Annotated in this window: 15 protein-coding genes and 1 pseudogene; 10 read left to right on the top strand and 6 right to left on the bottom strand. The window is 42.5% G+C overall.

Going from position 1 to position 14,292, the window contains the following annotated elements; translation table 11 throughout:
- The first annotated feature begins 9 nt into the window (after nucleotides 1-9).
- The 9 genes from D3222_RS06905 (at nucleotide 10) to D3222_RS06865 (ending at nucleotide 9,514) form a co-directional block, all read left to right on the top strand.
- Nucleotides 10-1,242: a 2-deoxy-scyllo-inosose synthase gene (locus D3222_RS06905; RefSeq protein ID WP_118985500.1), complete on the top strand. Its 1,233-nt coding sequence runs from the start codon at nucleotides 10-12 to the stop codon at nucleotides 1,240-1,242.
- Nucleotides 1,243-1,400: 158 nt separating this feature from the next.
- Entirely contained in the window at nucleotides 1,401-2,312 is a 912-nt protein-coding gene (locus D3222_RS06900) for a radical SAM protein (RefSeq protein ID WP_118985499.1), read from the top strand.
- 16 nt (nucleotides 2,313-2,328) lie between these two features.
- The gene (locus D3222_RS06895; protein WP_118985498.1) at nucleotides 2,329-3,558 is read left to right on the top strand and encodes a glycosyltransferase; all 1,230 of its coding nucleotides are present in this window, start codon (nucleotides 2,329-2,331) and stop codon (nucleotides 3,556-3,558) included.
- A gap of 37 nt (nucleotides 3,559-3,595) precedes the next feature.
- Nucleotides 3,596-4,303, top strand: coding sequence for a radical SAM/SPASM domain-containing protein (locus D3222_RS06890; RefSeq protein ID WP_118985497.1), 708 nt, complete (start codon nucleotides 3,596-3,598; stop codon nucleotides 4,301-4,303).
- Nucleotides 4,293-5,315, top strand: coding sequence for a glycosyltransferase (locus tag D3222_RS06885; protein WP_118985496.1), 1,023 nt, complete (start codon nucleotides 4,293-4,295; stop codon nucleotides 5,313-5,315). The genes D3222_RS06890 and D3222_RS06885 overlap by 11 nt, the downstream gene beginning before the upstream one ends.
- 70 nt (nucleotides 5,316-5,385) lie before the next feature.
- Nucleotides 5,386-6,933, top strand: a complete 1,548-nt coding sequence (locus tag D3222_RS06880) for a GMC oxidoreductase (RefSeq protein WP_198672762.1) — start codon at nucleotides 5,386-5,388, stop codon at nucleotides 6,931-6,933.
- Nucleotides 6,934-6,935: 2 nt separating this feature from the next.
- The gene (locus tag D3222_RS06875) at nucleotides 6,936-7,940 is read left to right on the top strand and encodes an ABC transporter ATP-binding protein (RefSeq protein WP_118985494.1); all 1,005 of its coding nucleotides are present in this window, start codon (nucleotides 6,936-6,938) and stop codon (nucleotides 7,938-7,940) included.
- Between the two features lie 12 nt (nucleotides 7,941-7,952).
- On the top strand, nucleotides 7,953-8,726 hold the full coding sequence (locus tag D3222_RS06870) for an ABC transporter permease (RefSeq protein ID WP_118985493.1): 774 nt from the start codon (nucleotides 7,953-7,955) through the stop codon (nucleotides 8,724-8,726).
- A complete protein-coding gene (locus tag D3222_RS06865; RefSeq protein ID WP_157975297.1) occupies nucleotides 8,726-9,514 on the top strand; it encodes an ABC transporter permease in 789 nt (262 codons plus the stop codon). Before D3222_RS06870 ends, D3222_RS06865 begins: the two co-directional genes overlap by 1 nt.
- 69 nt (nucleotides 9,515-9,583) lie before the next feature.
- Here D3222_RS06865 and phoA read toward each other — a convergent pair whose 3' ends face one another.
- Nucleotides 9,584-11,020, bottom strand: a complete 1,437-nt coding sequence (gene phoA, locus D3222_RS06860) for an alkaline phosphatase (protein WP_118985491.1) — start codon at nucleotides 11,018-11,020, stop codon at nucleotides 9,584-9,586.
- Between the two features lie 175 nt (nucleotides 11,021-11,195).
- On the opposite strand from phoA, the pseudogene D3222_RS25425 reads away from it, so the two are divergent.
- Nucleotides 11,196-11,471: pseudogene (locus D3222_RS25425) on the top strand (IS30 family transposase); the annotation flags it as partial.
- 367 nt (nucleotides 11,472-11,838) lie between these two features.
- On the opposite strand, the gene D3222_RS06850 reads toward D3222_RS25425, so the two are convergent.
- From D3222_RS06850 to D3222_RS06830, 5 genes are all read right to left on the bottom strand, one after another.
- Nucleotides 11,839-12,087 carry a hypothetical protein gene (locus tag D3222_RS06850; RefSeq protein ID WP_118985490.1) on the bottom strand — a complete coding sequence of 83 codons (249 nt, stop codon included), beginning with the start codon at nucleotides 12,085-12,087 and terminating at the stop codon, nucleotides 11,839-11,841.
- Nucleotides 12,088-12,132: 45 nt separating this feature from the next.
- Entirely contained in the window at nucleotides 12,133-12,453 is a 321-nt protein-coding gene (locus tag D3222_RS06845) for a contact-dependent growth inhibition system immunity protein (RefSeq protein WP_118985489.1), read from the bottom strand.
- A gap of 3 nt (nucleotides 12,454-12,456) precedes the next feature.
- A complete protein-coding gene (locus D3222_RS06840) occupies nucleotides 12,457-12,765 on the bottom strand; it encodes a contact-dependent growth inhibition system immunity protein (protein WP_118985488.1) in 309 nt (102 codons plus the stop codon).
- 179 nt (nucleotides 12,766-12,944) lie between these two features.
- A complete protein-coding gene (locus D3222_RS06835; RefSeq protein ID WP_118985487.1) occupies nucleotides 12,945-13,424 on the bottom strand; it encodes an Hcp family type VI secretion system effector in 480 nt (159 codons plus the stop codon).
- Nucleotides 13,425-13,687: 263 nt separating this feature from the next.
- Nucleotides 13,688-13,999, bottom strand: coding sequence for a YjeO family protein (locus tag D3222_RS06830; protein ID WP_118985486.1), 312 nt, complete (start codon nucleotides 13,997-13,999; stop codon nucleotides 13,688-13,690).
- Between the last annotated feature and the right edge of the window lie 293 nt (nucleotides 14,000-14,292).

Genomic DNA, 14,292 nt, shown 5'->3' with positions numbered 1-14,292 from the left:
GGTAAAAAAATGATAAATACCGAAAAAAATGGTATTGATATACCTTTTAATAACAATAAGTTACCTGAAAAAAGCAATGTGTCATCCTGTTTACTTCAAGATAATGCGTATTCTATGCATAAAATTGAATTGCGTTTTGAAGATGTTGCTTATCCTTTCTGGATAGGGAGCCACTGCACAGAGGAAATTTCGGCGCATTTAGCTGAGATGTCGGCGTCTTCTCTGCATATCATTACTGACGATACCGTAAACCAGCTTCATGCTGCTCCTTTCGTACAACGGCTAACTCTAAAAACAGAGGTGCCGGTTTGGGTCTGGTCAATTCCGGAAGGAGAAGCTAACAAATCACTCAATACATTGGATTATTTGGCAAATCAATTGCTTAATGCGGATGTTGATCGCAAAAGTGTTATTGTCGCGATGGGAGGGGGGGTTATCGGCAATATAGCAGGGCTACTGGCTGCGCTACTATTTCGTGGTATTCGTTTCGTGCATATCCCCACCAGCCTGATTGCAATGAGCGATTCTGTTATTTCTCTTAAACAAGCGGTGAACATGCCACAAGGCAAAAATCTGATGGGCTGTTTTCATACGCCAGAAGCGGTTTTTGCTGATACTGCTTTCCTGCTGACGTTGCCGCCCCAACACTTGCGATCTGGATTATGCGAAATCATTAAAAATGTGCTGATATTAGAAACCGAAAATATCCCATTTTTAACCAGGACACTGAATGCAGAAGCGCATTACGACGAGCAAACACTTGCATGCATCGTTCAGGCGGGGGCTCTCACCAAACAAAAAGTCATGGTTAACGATAAGCGGGAGAGACATCATGCCCTTGTATTCGAATATGGTCACACTGTAGGGCACGCTATCGAATTAAGCTGTAATGGAAGACTGACTCATGGCGAATCCGTGGCGCTTGGCATGATAGTCGCAGCTGAAGTTTCTCACACCCTTGGTTTATTGACATCACAAGCACGTGATATGCACTACCGCCTGATTCACCTTAACGGCGTCGATATTAAGGCGCCTGTAGGAACAACCCCGGAAGCCATTATGCAGATACTGCAATCTGATAATAAACGCGGTTATCTGCGCGCTAAGCCCAATGAAATTCCGATGATTCTGTTAAATGAATTGGGAGCCCCCCTTTGGAGTGGTGAAAGGCATCCCTTAACGCTTGTGCCTGTTGATTTAGTCGAATCAATGTTGCGCCAGCATATTTTTCAAACAACCTGAAATTTAATTAGAGTCTGATTACAGCCTGTCATGACAATTGTTCAACGGAGCGCAGCAAAGAAACTAAAACCTACTGGTACTAATATGAGAGTTCTCAGTTTCTAGAGGCGCTTATAAATGTCGAACTATACGCAGTAATCAGGTTCTTAGGGGGTATTATGTCAGACTTAATCAATATTATTCATACTATTCAACTACCTTCATCTTGGCCTCCCGTGACTCGCCGGGTGCGTCGTTATCGTAATATCGGGATAAAAACATCCTGTAATCTACGTTGCAGCTATTGTGAGATAAAGCGGGCGAGAGTGAACACTGAAGCTGTTATTAGTTCATTAACACGCATTTTGGAGCGCTTTAATCCGCATGATGTTTTCCTTCGGGTTGAAGCCGATGGGGAAATTACACTTTACCCAAAAATACTCGATTTTTTGGCTGAATGTGTTCAGAAAAAAGATTATTCCATCGAAGTACTCACCAATGGCACACGTCTTCCCGCCTGTCTTCGTCCTGGTTTGCTTTGGGTCATTTCTATTGATGGGCATACTGAGCAAATGAATAAGGCACGGGGTTTAAGACAAAAGCAGATAGATATCATTTTAGACCATGCCGTGAGCCTTTCTGCCGACTTGCAATGTGTCTACCACGGCCAATCCGTCGAAGAAATTAATGATTTTATCGATACCTTGCAGGCTCGTGGTTTCACTGGTCGCCTGCACTTTTTACCCCTGCTAGCAACTAAAGGGCGACCACTGACAGTGCATTTGAATTATGAACAGCTTCATAAAGCCCCTTTTTTGGAATGTAAGGCTTTCTTCGACCGTTGGGATTATATCTACCAACATGGGCGACGCGGTGATTTCGTCTGTGACCAGATTAAGAATGGTTTCAACTATTACATTGATGGCGAAAATATCTCAATGGTGAAGTGTGATTCTTACTCTCCTGTTCCCAAGTATTTGGAAATTGAAGGATTGCAAGAAGAGCAGGAATATGACCACTTTCCTTGTGGTACTTGTCTTTCTAACCAAGAGTTCAACAACCAGCGTGATCGTATGACACTTAATAAATAGGAAAAGAGGACAAGATATGCGTGTATTGCGATTAACGCCTTTTTTTCATCACCCTGATGTAAAGAGTTGGCCTGCTGAATATGACTCTGTCGGTGGAATGCAGATCCAGATTTGGCGGCAGGCTATGTGGCTGGCGGAGCGAGGAGTACAACAGCATGTGATGACTATCGGTTTTCCTGGTCTGCCACACCAACGTAATTTACACACCAATCTCTGTGTAGAAAGAACGTATCTCCAGTTACCTGAATTACGTTCGGAGTTGACTGGATTAAAAGGATTAACCCAATCCTGGGCACTGGCAACGTTGTTAGCTATCCGCCCAAAAATGCGACAGGAACCTTTTGATCTTATTCATCTCCATCTTGATGGGCAAATCCCTGCGCTGTTAGTCGCTTATCTGGTTCCTAAGTTGCTATCTTGTCCATTGATACTCACCATCCACTGTTCACGACTGTCAGTTTATCAGCCGATGTCAATTTGGGATCGTATGACACATAAACTGGCTCGCTATCTGGAACGTAAGGCGATAAACATTGCCGCAACGACCATCGCACTGACTGAACGTACCGCCTCTGTTATTCGTCCATATGCCCGTCGTGTGGAAATCGTTCCTGATGTTGTCGATCCCAAACAATTCCGGCATCCCGATGAATCAGCAATTCAGGCTTTTCGGCAGAAATATGGATTAAAAACAAAAAACATTGGCTTTATTGGGCGTATAGCAAAAGAAAAAGGTTGGACACATTTTGTTGCTGTGGCTGATCGTCTGCGTCATCTTGACCTGCATTTTTTAGTCGTGGGAGATGGCCCGCAACGGCATAGACTCGAAGAGACTATTGCTCAATATCAGTTAGAGTCCCAATTTACTATCACGGGATTTATCCCCAATGATCAGGTGGCAACCGCGATTGCGGCCTGTCATGTCATTGTCATGCCGTCGGAACACGAAGAGTTTGGTGGTGTTTCCATTGAAGCTACTGCGGTAGGAGTGCCGGTGGCTGCCTATGCCGTTGGCGGTATTAACGAAATACTGGGAAAAATTTCGCCTGAGCTGCTCGCTCCCGCTGGAGACATGAACCAATTGGTTAACTGCATTAACCGTGCTCTGGCCCAGCCTCAACAGTCTCCCATCGTAGAAGAGAGTGATAACAACAAAAATCCGATAGAAATCTTTGCACCAGACGTTGTATTGCCTCGATTAAAGAGTATCTATCACGAGCTAGTCGAGCAATCTGTTACCAAATAACAGTATCCAACCAAATAACACTATAAGGATAACGTATATGTTTTCTATGGTAGAGATTGAAATCAATTCACGATGCAATCGACGTTGTGTGTATTGCCCTAATGTAATAGCGCCACGCGATGCCCCTAATAGAATGAAACCTGAGCAATTTGAGCGTATTATCGACAGATTGGAAGAAGCAAATTTTACTGGGAGACTTTCTTATCATTTTTATAATGAACCGCTGCTGCATCCTAAGTTACCGCAATTTGTCGCCCGGATAACTGAACGGCTGCCGGAAGTCAGACAAATACTGTATAGCAATGGCGATTATCTGACGGATGAAAAATATCAACTGTTACATAAAAATGGCATTAAACAGTTTATTATCACTCAGCACGACAGCAAACCTGGAGCGCCCAAACCTGATCTTATCTGGCTTATTCCTGATCAGTTACAGTTGACCAATCGTGCGGGCAATGTGATCGCCGGGCCAGAAATCGTCTCGAATCTTCCCTGTTTTGCGCCATCAGACATGTTGATTATCACGATCACAGGGAATGTAGTGCTTTGCTATGAGGATAACAAAGAGGAAGTGGTTCTCGGCAACGTCTTTGATACCCCTATCATGGGAATCTGGAATTCACCTCAGTTTCGTCGGGCCCGTGAAGCACTCTCATGTGGAAATCGAAATGCAATGGACATTTGCCGTCGTTGCAATAATCGTTCACATCAAAAAAGTGAGGCGTTCGATTATGTCCTTTAAAAAAACGTCACAATATGTGGTATTGATAGAGCGGTATCCAGACAATTTTGATCGTCGGGGGTGGGGGGGAATAGAAACGGCCTATTGGAATCTTGCGCATATTCTGCCCCGCTGCGACGTTGAGGTCATCTGGTATTCTGCGCAAGAATACCCAACCTTTGATAACTTAGCAGAGCGAGTCTCATCCCAAAATATCACGGCTATCATTCCTTTAATGGAAAGCGAGTTATTTCGCGCTGGTCAACAAGCGCCAGAATCGCTGAGACAGCGTACTATCCGGGTCTGGCATGATGTCTCGTTGCTCACCGACTCCCATGCGAATTTGTCTGCCTGCCATGCCCATCAGCCCGGAGCAAATGCCGCTGATTGCGTCGCCATTGCCGCTGCGCCAGACGCCTATGCCGCCGATGTCTTTTTTTATGAGGCGCCATGGACATATTGCTTTCCCAAACGACATTACATTCCTTGGGCGGCGGATCATATCCCCGCCCGTGATTACCATTCTCCCAACGGTCCGGTGGTCTTATTAGCGGGTAAAGTAACGCTTGAGAAGCTTGCTCCGGTTGTCGAGGCTTGTCTGGAAAAGGGATTGCATCTGCATATCCTCTTTAACAACTGGTCGAAACGGGGCAAAGAAGCCAGGCACTATTTTAATGGTTTAAATTTGGGTGAACGACATAAGGTTTTCGATTATTACGATCTGGAACACGATCACGAGCTGATTTTTGGCGGAGCCAGTGCTGCACTAGTATTAAGTGATTATCACGAGACATTTAACTTTCTGTCCGCCGAAGCCGTACAACTGGGTATACCGGTTGTGGCTTATGCCCATTCGGGTGCTACGCGCCGTTTTGCCGCTCATCTTGTTGAAGATAACAACGCCTTACTTGATTGGTTGAAAGAAGAGGGTATTACGGGGCTGACCCCAGTTCCCCGATCTCATTGGTCATGGAATGACGTGGGAGCCGCTTATAGCCAATTGTTACACCACATGGCAGCGCGCCACCGATGAAAACAACCTCCTTAGACCTTTTTAGTGATGAAAAGAAGTGGTGATAATGGACCCTGGAGAAAATCATAAGATGTCAATTCAAGAAAAATTACAGTTAGGTGCACGCCATTTTCATGGATTAAAACAGGCACCTGCTGAGCTAGTTGCCGACGCTTGTGTGATAGGTAGTGGTGCTAGTGGTGCGGTAGTTGCGAATGCACTGCAAGCATGTGGTTGGTCGGTCATTATGGTTGAAGAAGGAAACCTACTTGCGCCTAAAGTAACACAAGAAGAGGTGGATAATTCTTCTCCCATGGCAGAGATTAAAGGGGAAAATGGCTGGGAAGAGCGGGGATGGTCTTGGAGTACGCGAAATGTAGGCGGGGGGACGCTCTTTTATGGCGGTGCATCTTTCCGTTATCAGGATTGTGATTTTGATGCTCGCTCTTGGTTATCAGGTATTGGGCTTGATATTGCCTGGCCAATTCATCTGACTGATTTAGAAAAATACTATGCTATTGTTGAGAAACAATTGCGTGTCAGTGGTGGGCCACACACAGCACTTGCAAAAGAGGGAGGCAATGCCCTCCCAAGGTCACTGCCTGCGGATATCATGTCAGCGGCGGCAAAACAGCTCGGTTATCATCCGTTCACAACGCCGATGGCGATTGATCCTAAACTCTGCACACAGGAAAAACGTTGTATTGATTTCCAATGCCCCAGCGGTGCTAAAAGTGATGTCCTGAATATCTATATCAAGCATTTGGTCAACCACTGCAATTTTACCCTCCTTTCAGGTATCCGGGGCGTGGCGCTGGAACAAGAGCGCTCAGGGCAAATCAGTACGCTGCGCTGTCTGGATCTGGAAGATGGCAGTATTCGTCATGTGAAAGCACGGTATTTCTTCGTTGCCTGTAACGCAATACAGAGTGCGGCACTTTTGTTGCGATCAGTCACCCCTTTTGCGCCCAATGGTATTGGTAATCGGCATGATCTCGTTGGTCGTGGGCTATGTATGAAACTCAGCCAGCGTATACGTGGTGTAGTGCCAGTAACTGATGCCATGCGTAATCATGCTGTTGGGCTTCGTGGCCCTTTCTCTACGTTGGCGATTTTGGACCACTATCTTGATGCTCGTTGCCCTGGAGGAATGGGAGGATTAATTTATGAAGCTCGTACCATCCCTGTCCCCGATGAGTTCCCTGAACGACTACCCTTAGAATTAGAAACCATCATTGCAGATACCCCTGCCTATGAAAACCGGGTGACACTCTCTTCCCGCCGTGATATCTGGGGGATACCTAAAATCATGATCCACTATCAGACAGCCCCCCATGATTTGGCACGCCTGTCCTATATGGCTGAACGCGCTGTCGATATTCTTCACGCCGCAGGTGCCACACAAATTCATTCTAAGCGTACACGTTCTGAAGAAGGGAGTACTCACCTGCATGGCACATGCCGCAGTGGTACAGATCCGGCACGTTCTGTTTTAGATCCTAACTGCCGGGTTCACGAACTCGAAAACCTTTATATTGTAGATGGCAGCTTTATGCCTTTCCCCGGTGGGCTCAATCCCACACTCACCATTCAGGCAAATGCATTACGTGTAGCGCAACATGTTGTTGGAGTTGACTGAGCATGATCCGAGCAGAAGAAGTTTCCAGAATTTATCAGGTACATCAACGTAACGAAAGTTTCCGTTCCGCGTTCAATTCACTCTGGAAAAGGAAATATGAAACCGTCGTTGCACTAAAAAATGTCAGCTTTCAGATAGAAAATGGTGAAAGGGTAGGGATACTCGGCCCCAATGGCGCTGGCAAAACCACATTGGTCAAGTTACTCAGTGGGTTATTACATCCCAGTAGCGGCCGAATCACCGTCGAAGAACATACGCCCTATCTGCGCGAAAAAACTTTTTTACACAGTGTTGGTCTTGTAATGGGTAATAAGGGGCAATTGATCTGGGATTTGCCCCCTATTGATACGTTTGAAATGATCCGGGTCCTGTTTGAGATTCCCTTGGCTGTACATAAACAGATGCTGAAGGAGTTGGGCGACTTACTGCAACTGAACACCATCATGACCAAACCCACCCGCCAGCTCTCATTAGGGGAACGTATGCGGTGTGAAGTGGCTGCCTCGCTGATCCATCAACCCAAGGTTCTCTTTCTTGATGAGCCGACGATTGGGCTTGATGTTGCCATGCAAGCTGCTCTGCGTGATTTTGTTGCTGAATATAATCGCCGCCACAATGCTACTATTCTGCTGACATCGCACTATATGGAAGATGTACGGGTATTGTGTCAACGCATTATCATTGTTGACCGTGGCACGATTTTCTATGACGGCGATCTGCGAACCTTCACGGCGAAACAAAACCCTGAAAAAATCGTCTCGTTCTCGATGAATCGCCAGATCAATATTCCCGATTTTTCACGCTTTGGCACGCTCATTTCACAAACCGAAGAACGTTCCCAAATTCGAGTTCACCGCGATCATGTCCCTAGACTCGTACATTTCCTGGTTGAACAACAATTGGCAGTTGACCTCACCATAGAAGATCTTCCATTGGAGGAAATACTGCGCCAGATTTTTGGTCATCCCAACCAGAATAAAACTGAACAAAAACAAATTTCTGAATAGAGGCGAACCGACATGCTTTTCGCTCTTATAAAAGTCCGATTATTTGAAACATTCTCATTCCGAGCCGAATTTCTGCTCTGGCTCGTTACACTCAGTATGCCATTAATCATGCTGGTTTTTTGGCGTTCGGTAACTCAAGATGGCTCTTTTCAAGGTTATACCGCAGAGGATTTTAATCTTTACTATGTTGCTGTTCTCGTGACCACCATATTAACCAGTTGTAACAACGTCTGGGACATTAACGAAAATATCCGCCTTGGTGAACTTTCTGTTTGGTTGATGCGCCCCATTCATCCTTTTATTAACTATTTGGCAATTACTATTGCCGAACTGGGGTTAAGCCTAATTGTTGCCTTACCTATTTTTATATTGGCACTGATCATGAGCTTACAGAGCCAACCGCTAAATTTACCGCAACTAGGTTTGCTGGCACTGGCGTTATCAGGCGCCTTCCTTATTAATCAAAGCATCCACTTGCTGATCGGGAGTTTGACCTTCTGGATCGAGCGCTCATTAGTTGTACATAAAATATATGTTGCTGCCAGTAGTGTACTATCAGGATATATGTTTCCGTTGGCCTTATTACCTGAATGGGCAGGTCAGATAGCAAATTGGCTGCCATTCCGGTTTGTGATTTCACTGCCAGTAGAAATATTAATCGGGAAACATTCCCTGCTTGTCGCTGCTCAATGGGTAGCCTGTCAATTCGCACTGGTGGCTTTGCTGTTTGCTGCCGCATTTTTTGTCTGGCGGCGAGGTGTCCGCCGTTACTTGGCGTTTGGATAATGATGCACTCTCTTGTAGTCATTCGTATGGCGTTTATCTTGAGTATAAAACGCTCGATACAATACCGTTGGGACTTCATGATAGATGGTTTGCTTTCACTCATCATGGCGATACTACAATTGTTACCGCTTTTCATTTTGTTTAGCGAACGCGGTGCCGTCGCAGGCTGGTCATTCGAGCAAATGCTAGTATTGATGGGCTGGTATATGATGTTATATGCCATTGTTGAAGGTCTGATTGCTCCCAGTCTTGCCGCCGCTGTTTCAGGTATTCGAACAGGTTTATTTGATTATATTTTAATGCGACCCGTCGATTCACTTTTTCTCTGTTCACTCGTCGATATCAGGCTATGGAAAAGTATTGATTTTTTCTTCGGACTTGGCTTGGCTATTTACGCTTTTATACAGCTTGATATTCAACCTTCGTTCATGGATATCATGATGACAGTCATCTTATCGCTTGGTGGGCTTGCCACGGCTTACGCGTTGTTTGTTCTCGCTATTGCGGCCTCGTTTGCATTAGTTAGGGTACAAAATTTGACCAATGTTCTCTCTTCGTTATTGGGTTTTGCTCGCTGGCCTATTCATCTATTTGGTATGCCCTGGCGGTTAATCTTTAGCTTTCTGATCCCCATTGGTGTCATGACCAGTTCCCCGGTTATGGCGTTGTTAGGGATGCTGACCTTGCCTTTGGCAATGGGATCGCTAGGAATAGCCATCTTTTTCTTTATCGTGGCACGATTAGTTTGGAAGCGTGCATTGCGTGGATATCGTTCGGCTTCTAGCTGAATAAATAAGATCACTCGCGCAACATTATGCTGTGCGAGTTTGATCATATAACAGGCTGTTCCATCTATATTATTTCAAACCCATCGCATCCCGTATGGTAAAAAATAGATCCGTCTGGTCGGTTAATCCAACAATATTTGCAGCGTGTGGGCCATAAGCTGCTACACGTAATTGTGTACCAGTATGTTTCTGAGAAGTTGTTTCTGAATTACCATAACTGACTGTGATAACGGCCCCGTCTTTGGTAATCAGTGAGCGGGTTAAACCGGGGGCTTTAACATCAGGTTCAATAATCTGGCTGGAATGTCCATGATCCGCAGTAACAATGACTAGTGTATCCCCATGTTGTTTAGCGAATCTCAAACCGGCTTGTACTGCTTCATCCAGAGCAACCACTTCCCCGATTTGTGCGCAAGGATTGGCGGAGTGTTCATAATCATCAGTCAACGCACTTTCCACTTGCAAGAAGAAGCCATTTTTATTGACTTTCAGTAGATCAATGGCTTTTTCGGTCATCTGTACCAATGTCGGCTGCTGCGAACTCCGTTTGGTGTTCAGATTGCATTTCACCGGGGCTTCGTTAAGATTTCCATGATAAATCGCTTTCGGCCCCTCCCACATTCCGTGTAAAACTTCTTCATTGAATAATCCCAATAGCGGTTTTTTTTGATTCGCTTCTTTCACCGCGTTCAATGATGTTATATCTGTGATCCATTGATACCCTTGCTCCAGTGCCTGCTGCTTCAGCGTTTTTCCTGTATTGACACCTGCCACTGATTGCTGGGAAAAGATATCGATTCCTCCCCCTAACGTGACATCTGCACGTGCCGCCAGAAGTTGTTCCGTGATAGAACCTTTTCCCCCCTTTTCGAGGGCATCAGTGGGACACATTTCCGACGTTTCTGTTGGGCCATAGCATTCACGTTGCGTGACATGCGCATACAGTGCTGCCGATGTTGCATCCTGAACTTCAGCCGTAGTGACATTACCGGTTGCTTTTCTGTTCTTTTTTGCAAGCTCCAATAAGGTTTGATGGGGTTTGTTAAAAACATCAATGGATAATGCCCCGTTGTAAGTTTTTACTCCAGTAGCCCAAGCCGTGGCTGAAGATGCTGAATCCGAAACATAATTGGGTTTCTTGGTGTCTTTATTTAATGAGTAATGTGTATATTGTCCAACTAATGGCATTGCATCAATTCCCTTGAAAAATCCTCCTGCACCTTCTGCGTAGTTACGAGCTAGTGTAATTGCAGAATCTCCCATTCCATCACCAATAAACAAGATGACGTTCTTGACTTTATTATTATCTAATGAGTCTCTAAGCGCTGTAGTTTGTTCTTGTGTAAATCTGCGGGCCCCACCAAATTTTGTTATGTCACCTCTTGATATACGATATTCAGACGGGAGTTGTTCTTTACTATTGATAGCCAATGTAGGTAAGCATGTTCCTATTGTTAATAATGTCACAAGAAACATAATGAATTTCTTAAATCTTTTATTCGTCATCTTGTTTTTCCTATGAAAATTTAATTTTATTTGAGGGTTTGATAGTGAAGAATTTATCACACTTTCCTTAGATAAATGAAAATAAAGCTGAAAAAGCTAAATAGCTGCTTTTAATTTTACTATATCATGACCTTGGTTTGTAGATATTCCGTATCATCGAGAACTACAGCTATATGGCTTAGAATTTGCGAGTCATTGAATTATCGGGAAAAAATTAGAAACAAATATCCGCTTTGCGGCTCCTTATGCTATCAGGGAAAGAGAGGTAAATGAGAATATCAATGGACTAATCAGACAATACTTTCCAAAGGAACAGGCTTCAATAAAGTTTCTAATCGAGAGATAAATTTTGTCGTAAACCGATTAAATAATTTCCTACTGAAAGATTCGGAATGGAAAAGCTCCCAATGAATTATTTAAAGGAATACGAATTTGTTTGCTCGCAGCATAATTATGTTGTGCTTGCTATGCGAAACAGTCTAACTTGTTTATATACCCTTCATCTTTCAAGCTACTGCTTTGTTGGCTGCTTTCACTCACCCCAGTCACATCGTTATCTATGCTCCTGGGGATTCGTTCACTTGCCGCCTCGCTGCAACTCGAAATCTATTAGGTATATGTAATTAATGTTTTTGAAGTTTGGCTAATAAATGGCGTGGGTTATTATTGAATGGCGCTTTTGAAATGTAATATATAATTAATTACCTTAAAAAGCGTTTTTTACTTGAAAGTTTCATGGGTGAAAAGTTGATTTATTTGTCCTTTTCAAGGTGTTTTTTTATATAACTTTGCATTATTTTTGATGACTGATTCAGATGTTATAATACGGCGGAAATAGTTTCCCATAATTTTGGATCAGCTGCACCATAATGATGGTGGCTAAAAAATCTTTTTATATTTTTAGCGTCACGGATAAAATGATTAATATTGTCTAATAATATTATCGGTGCAACATTAAGATAATTTCCTTGCAACTCATTGAACATTTTGTGAAATGATTCAAAACCATTCTTATCAATAGCATTTGTAAGCTTATCTATGTGCTGCAATTTTTCTCTCATTTCCATGATATTTAATCTCTTTATTTACTGTCATATTAAAAATGACTATGATTAGTCATCTTGTTCAGAATATTCGTTTAAATAATCCTGAGATTTTTTTGATACGTGCTCTAAAAATTCAAGTGCTGTGAGTCCCCACCATTCTAGGAGAACGTCAGCATCATGGTAATGATAATCAAATGTGCTCTCTGCATCTTCGGAAATGTCAATAAGACCATTGATTTCTTCTATTAACCCTTTTATCATTCCCAAAGTTGCGTCATTAAGAAAATCATTGATAACATCATCAAGCTCGGGACCTGATATTATATCGAAGTCCTGATTAAAGTAGGTATGCATTAAGATATCTAGAAATGGATATTGTCCGGTCATAAGCTAAACTTCCTTTTTTAGATAATCTCGTGCTCTTTTGGATACATAGTTTAAAAAACCAAGTGCTGTAGCAGTATCCCAAAAATCTGGGTCAAAATCACTATAATAGAGAGTGTTAAAATCTTTTTCTATATCTTCTGAAGTGTTAATAAAAGAGTCAATCTCTTCTATTAATTTTTTTATCATTTTCTGAGTTGCAACATTAAGAAAGCAATCTAAGACTTCATCCATAGTTTCTCCATACAATAAGTCGTAATCTTGACAAAAATAAGCACCTACTAAGATGTCTAAAAATGGGTATTGTCCGTTCATTTTAATTAAACCTTTTTATATGTTAGAGTGTATAGTCTTAGTCTTTTAAATTTTGTCTCTGTAAATCCTAATATCCGACAAGATCGCTGCAAGTTGCACAGGTGATAAAACAATTCGTAACCCATTCTCAGATTTTGAATCAACAGGGGTATCAGTTAAATAAGTGACATTATTCATCGTCAATAAATCCTGTCATCCCAGAAGCTATAAGAACTGGTTGAGCAGGCCAGATTGTTCCTCGTGATATTTTTATAAGTGAAACAGATAATTTCTTGTGGTACGCCGGCATTATTATCTCTGGAATGCGGAAGGTTGCATTTTATGCTGGAGATAAAGGCGTGGCCTAGCCTGATGGAATAATTTTTTTCTAATCCGCCGGTTAGTGATGTTCGATAATTTTCAAACAGGCATTCCAGTTCTTCATTTTCATCGAAGCTTCGCGCTAGTAAAGGCGAAGATTTATCGATGGGTTTTATTACCATAACCGGATGATGGGATACGTGTTGTTCCCTCGTCATTAAATGTTGAAGAGAGTAAATGAAAACCTCATTCTCATGGCCGTGTTGGTAATTATTTCCTATGGAGTTTAAGGAGCCGCAGCCAGCGGAGATCAGCCCCTGTTTTTTGCCTTTCAATGTTAGATAAATGATATTTGCCATACTGGTTGCTCCTTTAATGCGCTTTTTTATCCTGTTGTAGGGTGTGTGCAAAAAGCAATCAAAAATTTATAAATTTAATATAATTTACATTTGTAAGAGGGATAAAATATTATAAAAACAGAATACTTAAAAATATGGCATCAAAGTATTAAGAGGAACTGAAAAATCTGAACTATTCAGGTGTCGTATTTGTGACAATCGCATAGCGTGAGTTGATATTCAGGTAACACCCGGAGGTTGTTACCTGAATGTTTGAAATTATTCTAAACGCATACTATTAATCTGAGGAAAAAACGCCATATCCAGTATCCCAGTAAAGCGAATGTAATGGCATTAAGAGAAAAGGATTTGAATTTTTTCTTCACGGTTGCATAAAGTAAGGGAGACATAATCAGTAAACATGTTGGAGCAAATACATCACGATTATCATCTATCAGCTCTCTGTAAACAGTACAGAGATTATCTATATCCTGACCACCGATATAATGCTCTTCTTCTAAGTATGACATCATATATATAAATAACGCACAAAAGATAGCATAAGTGATATTTAAAACTATGGCTGATTTGCTCATTCTGAAATTCTCGTGATTATATGAAGTCTATGACATCAAAAAGTGGGAATCCGAATTCACCTGCCATATAGTAAGGATTTTGCATATGTTGTGTTTCCTTTTCTTAAATTTATTTATATCGGCACTCCGGTTGCCATCATTTATCCTTCAAAAAGCTCCAGTGAGTTACAGAGTCTCAGTATATTCAGAATTTTAATTCTTGGAAGAGATTTTGTAATAAAAACGAGTAAGTTTAGCACGAATTAATAGCACGAGGTTTGCTGAATAAGCAGAATAAAATGCCGGGTTTGGTA

The organism is Photorhabdus sp. CRCIA-P01, assembly GCF_003545805.1.
GTDB classification, from domain to species: domain Bacteria; phylum Pseudomonadota; class Gammaproteobacteria; order Enterobacterales; family Enterobacteriaceae; genus Photorhabdus; species Photorhabdus antumapuensis.
Note: the sequence above shows the minus strand (reverse complement) of the source record. Positions and strands in the feature narration are given on the sequence as shown.

Bases quoted from the DNA above. Each gene is read 5' to 3' on its own strand.
- D3222_RS06905 (WP_118985500.1), top strand. From the start codon at position 10: ATGATAAATACCGAAAAAAATGGTATTGATATACCTTTTAATAACAAT.
- D3222_RS06900 (WP_118985499.1), top strand. From the start codon at position 1,401: ATGTCAGACTTAATCAATATTATTCATACTATTCAACTACCTTCATCT.
- D3222_RS06895 (WP_118985498.1), top strand. From the start codon at position 2,329: ATGCGTGTATTGCGATTAACGCCTTTTTTTCATCACCCTGATGTAAAG.
- D3222_RS06890 (WP_118985497.1), top strand. From the start codon at position 3,596: ATGTTTTCTATGGTAGAGATTGAAATCAATTCACGATGCAATCGACGT.
- D3222_RS06885 (WP_118985496.1), top strand. From the start codon at position 4,293: ATGTCCTTTAAAAAAACGTCACAATATGTGGTATTGATAGAGCGGTAT.
- D3222_RS06880 (WP_198672762.1), top strand. From the start codon at position 5,386: ATGTCAATTCAAGAAAAATTACAGTTAGGTGCACGCCATTTTCATGGA.
- D3222_RS06875 (WP_118985494.1), top strand. From the start codon at position 6,936: ATGATCCGAGCAGAAGAAGTTTCCAGAATTTATCAGGTACATCAACGT.
- D3222_RS06870 (WP_118985493.1), top strand. From the start codon at position 7,953: ATGCTTTTCGCTCTTATAAAAGTCCGATTATTTGAAACATTCTCATTC.
- D3222_RS06865 (WP_157975297.1), top strand. From the start codon at position 8,726: ATGATGCACTCTCTTGTAGTCATTCGTATGGCGTTTATCTTGAGTATA.
- phoA (WP_118985491.1), bottom strand. From the start codon at position 11,020: ATGACGAATAAAAGATTTAAGAAATTCATTATGTTTCTTGTGACATTA.
- D3222_RS06850 (WP_118985490.1), bottom strand. From the start codon at position 12,087: ATGGAAATGAGAGAAAAATTGCAGCACATAGATAAGCTTACAAATGCT.
- D3222_RS06845 (WP_118985489.1), bottom strand. From the start codon at position 12,453: ATGACCGGACAATATCCATTTCTAGATATCTTAATGCATACCTACTTT.
- D3222_RS06840 (WP_118985488.1), bottom strand. From the start codon at position 12,765: ATGAACGGACAATACCCATTTTTAGACATCTTAGTAGGTGCTTATTTT.
- D3222_RS06835 (WP_118985487.1), bottom strand. From the start codon at position 13,424: ATGGCAAATATCATTTATCTAACATTGAAAGGCAAAAAACAGGGGCTG.
- D3222_RS06830 (WP_118985486.1), bottom strand. From the start codon at position 13,999: ATGAGCAAATCAGCCATAGTTTTAAATATCACTTATGCTATCTTTTGT.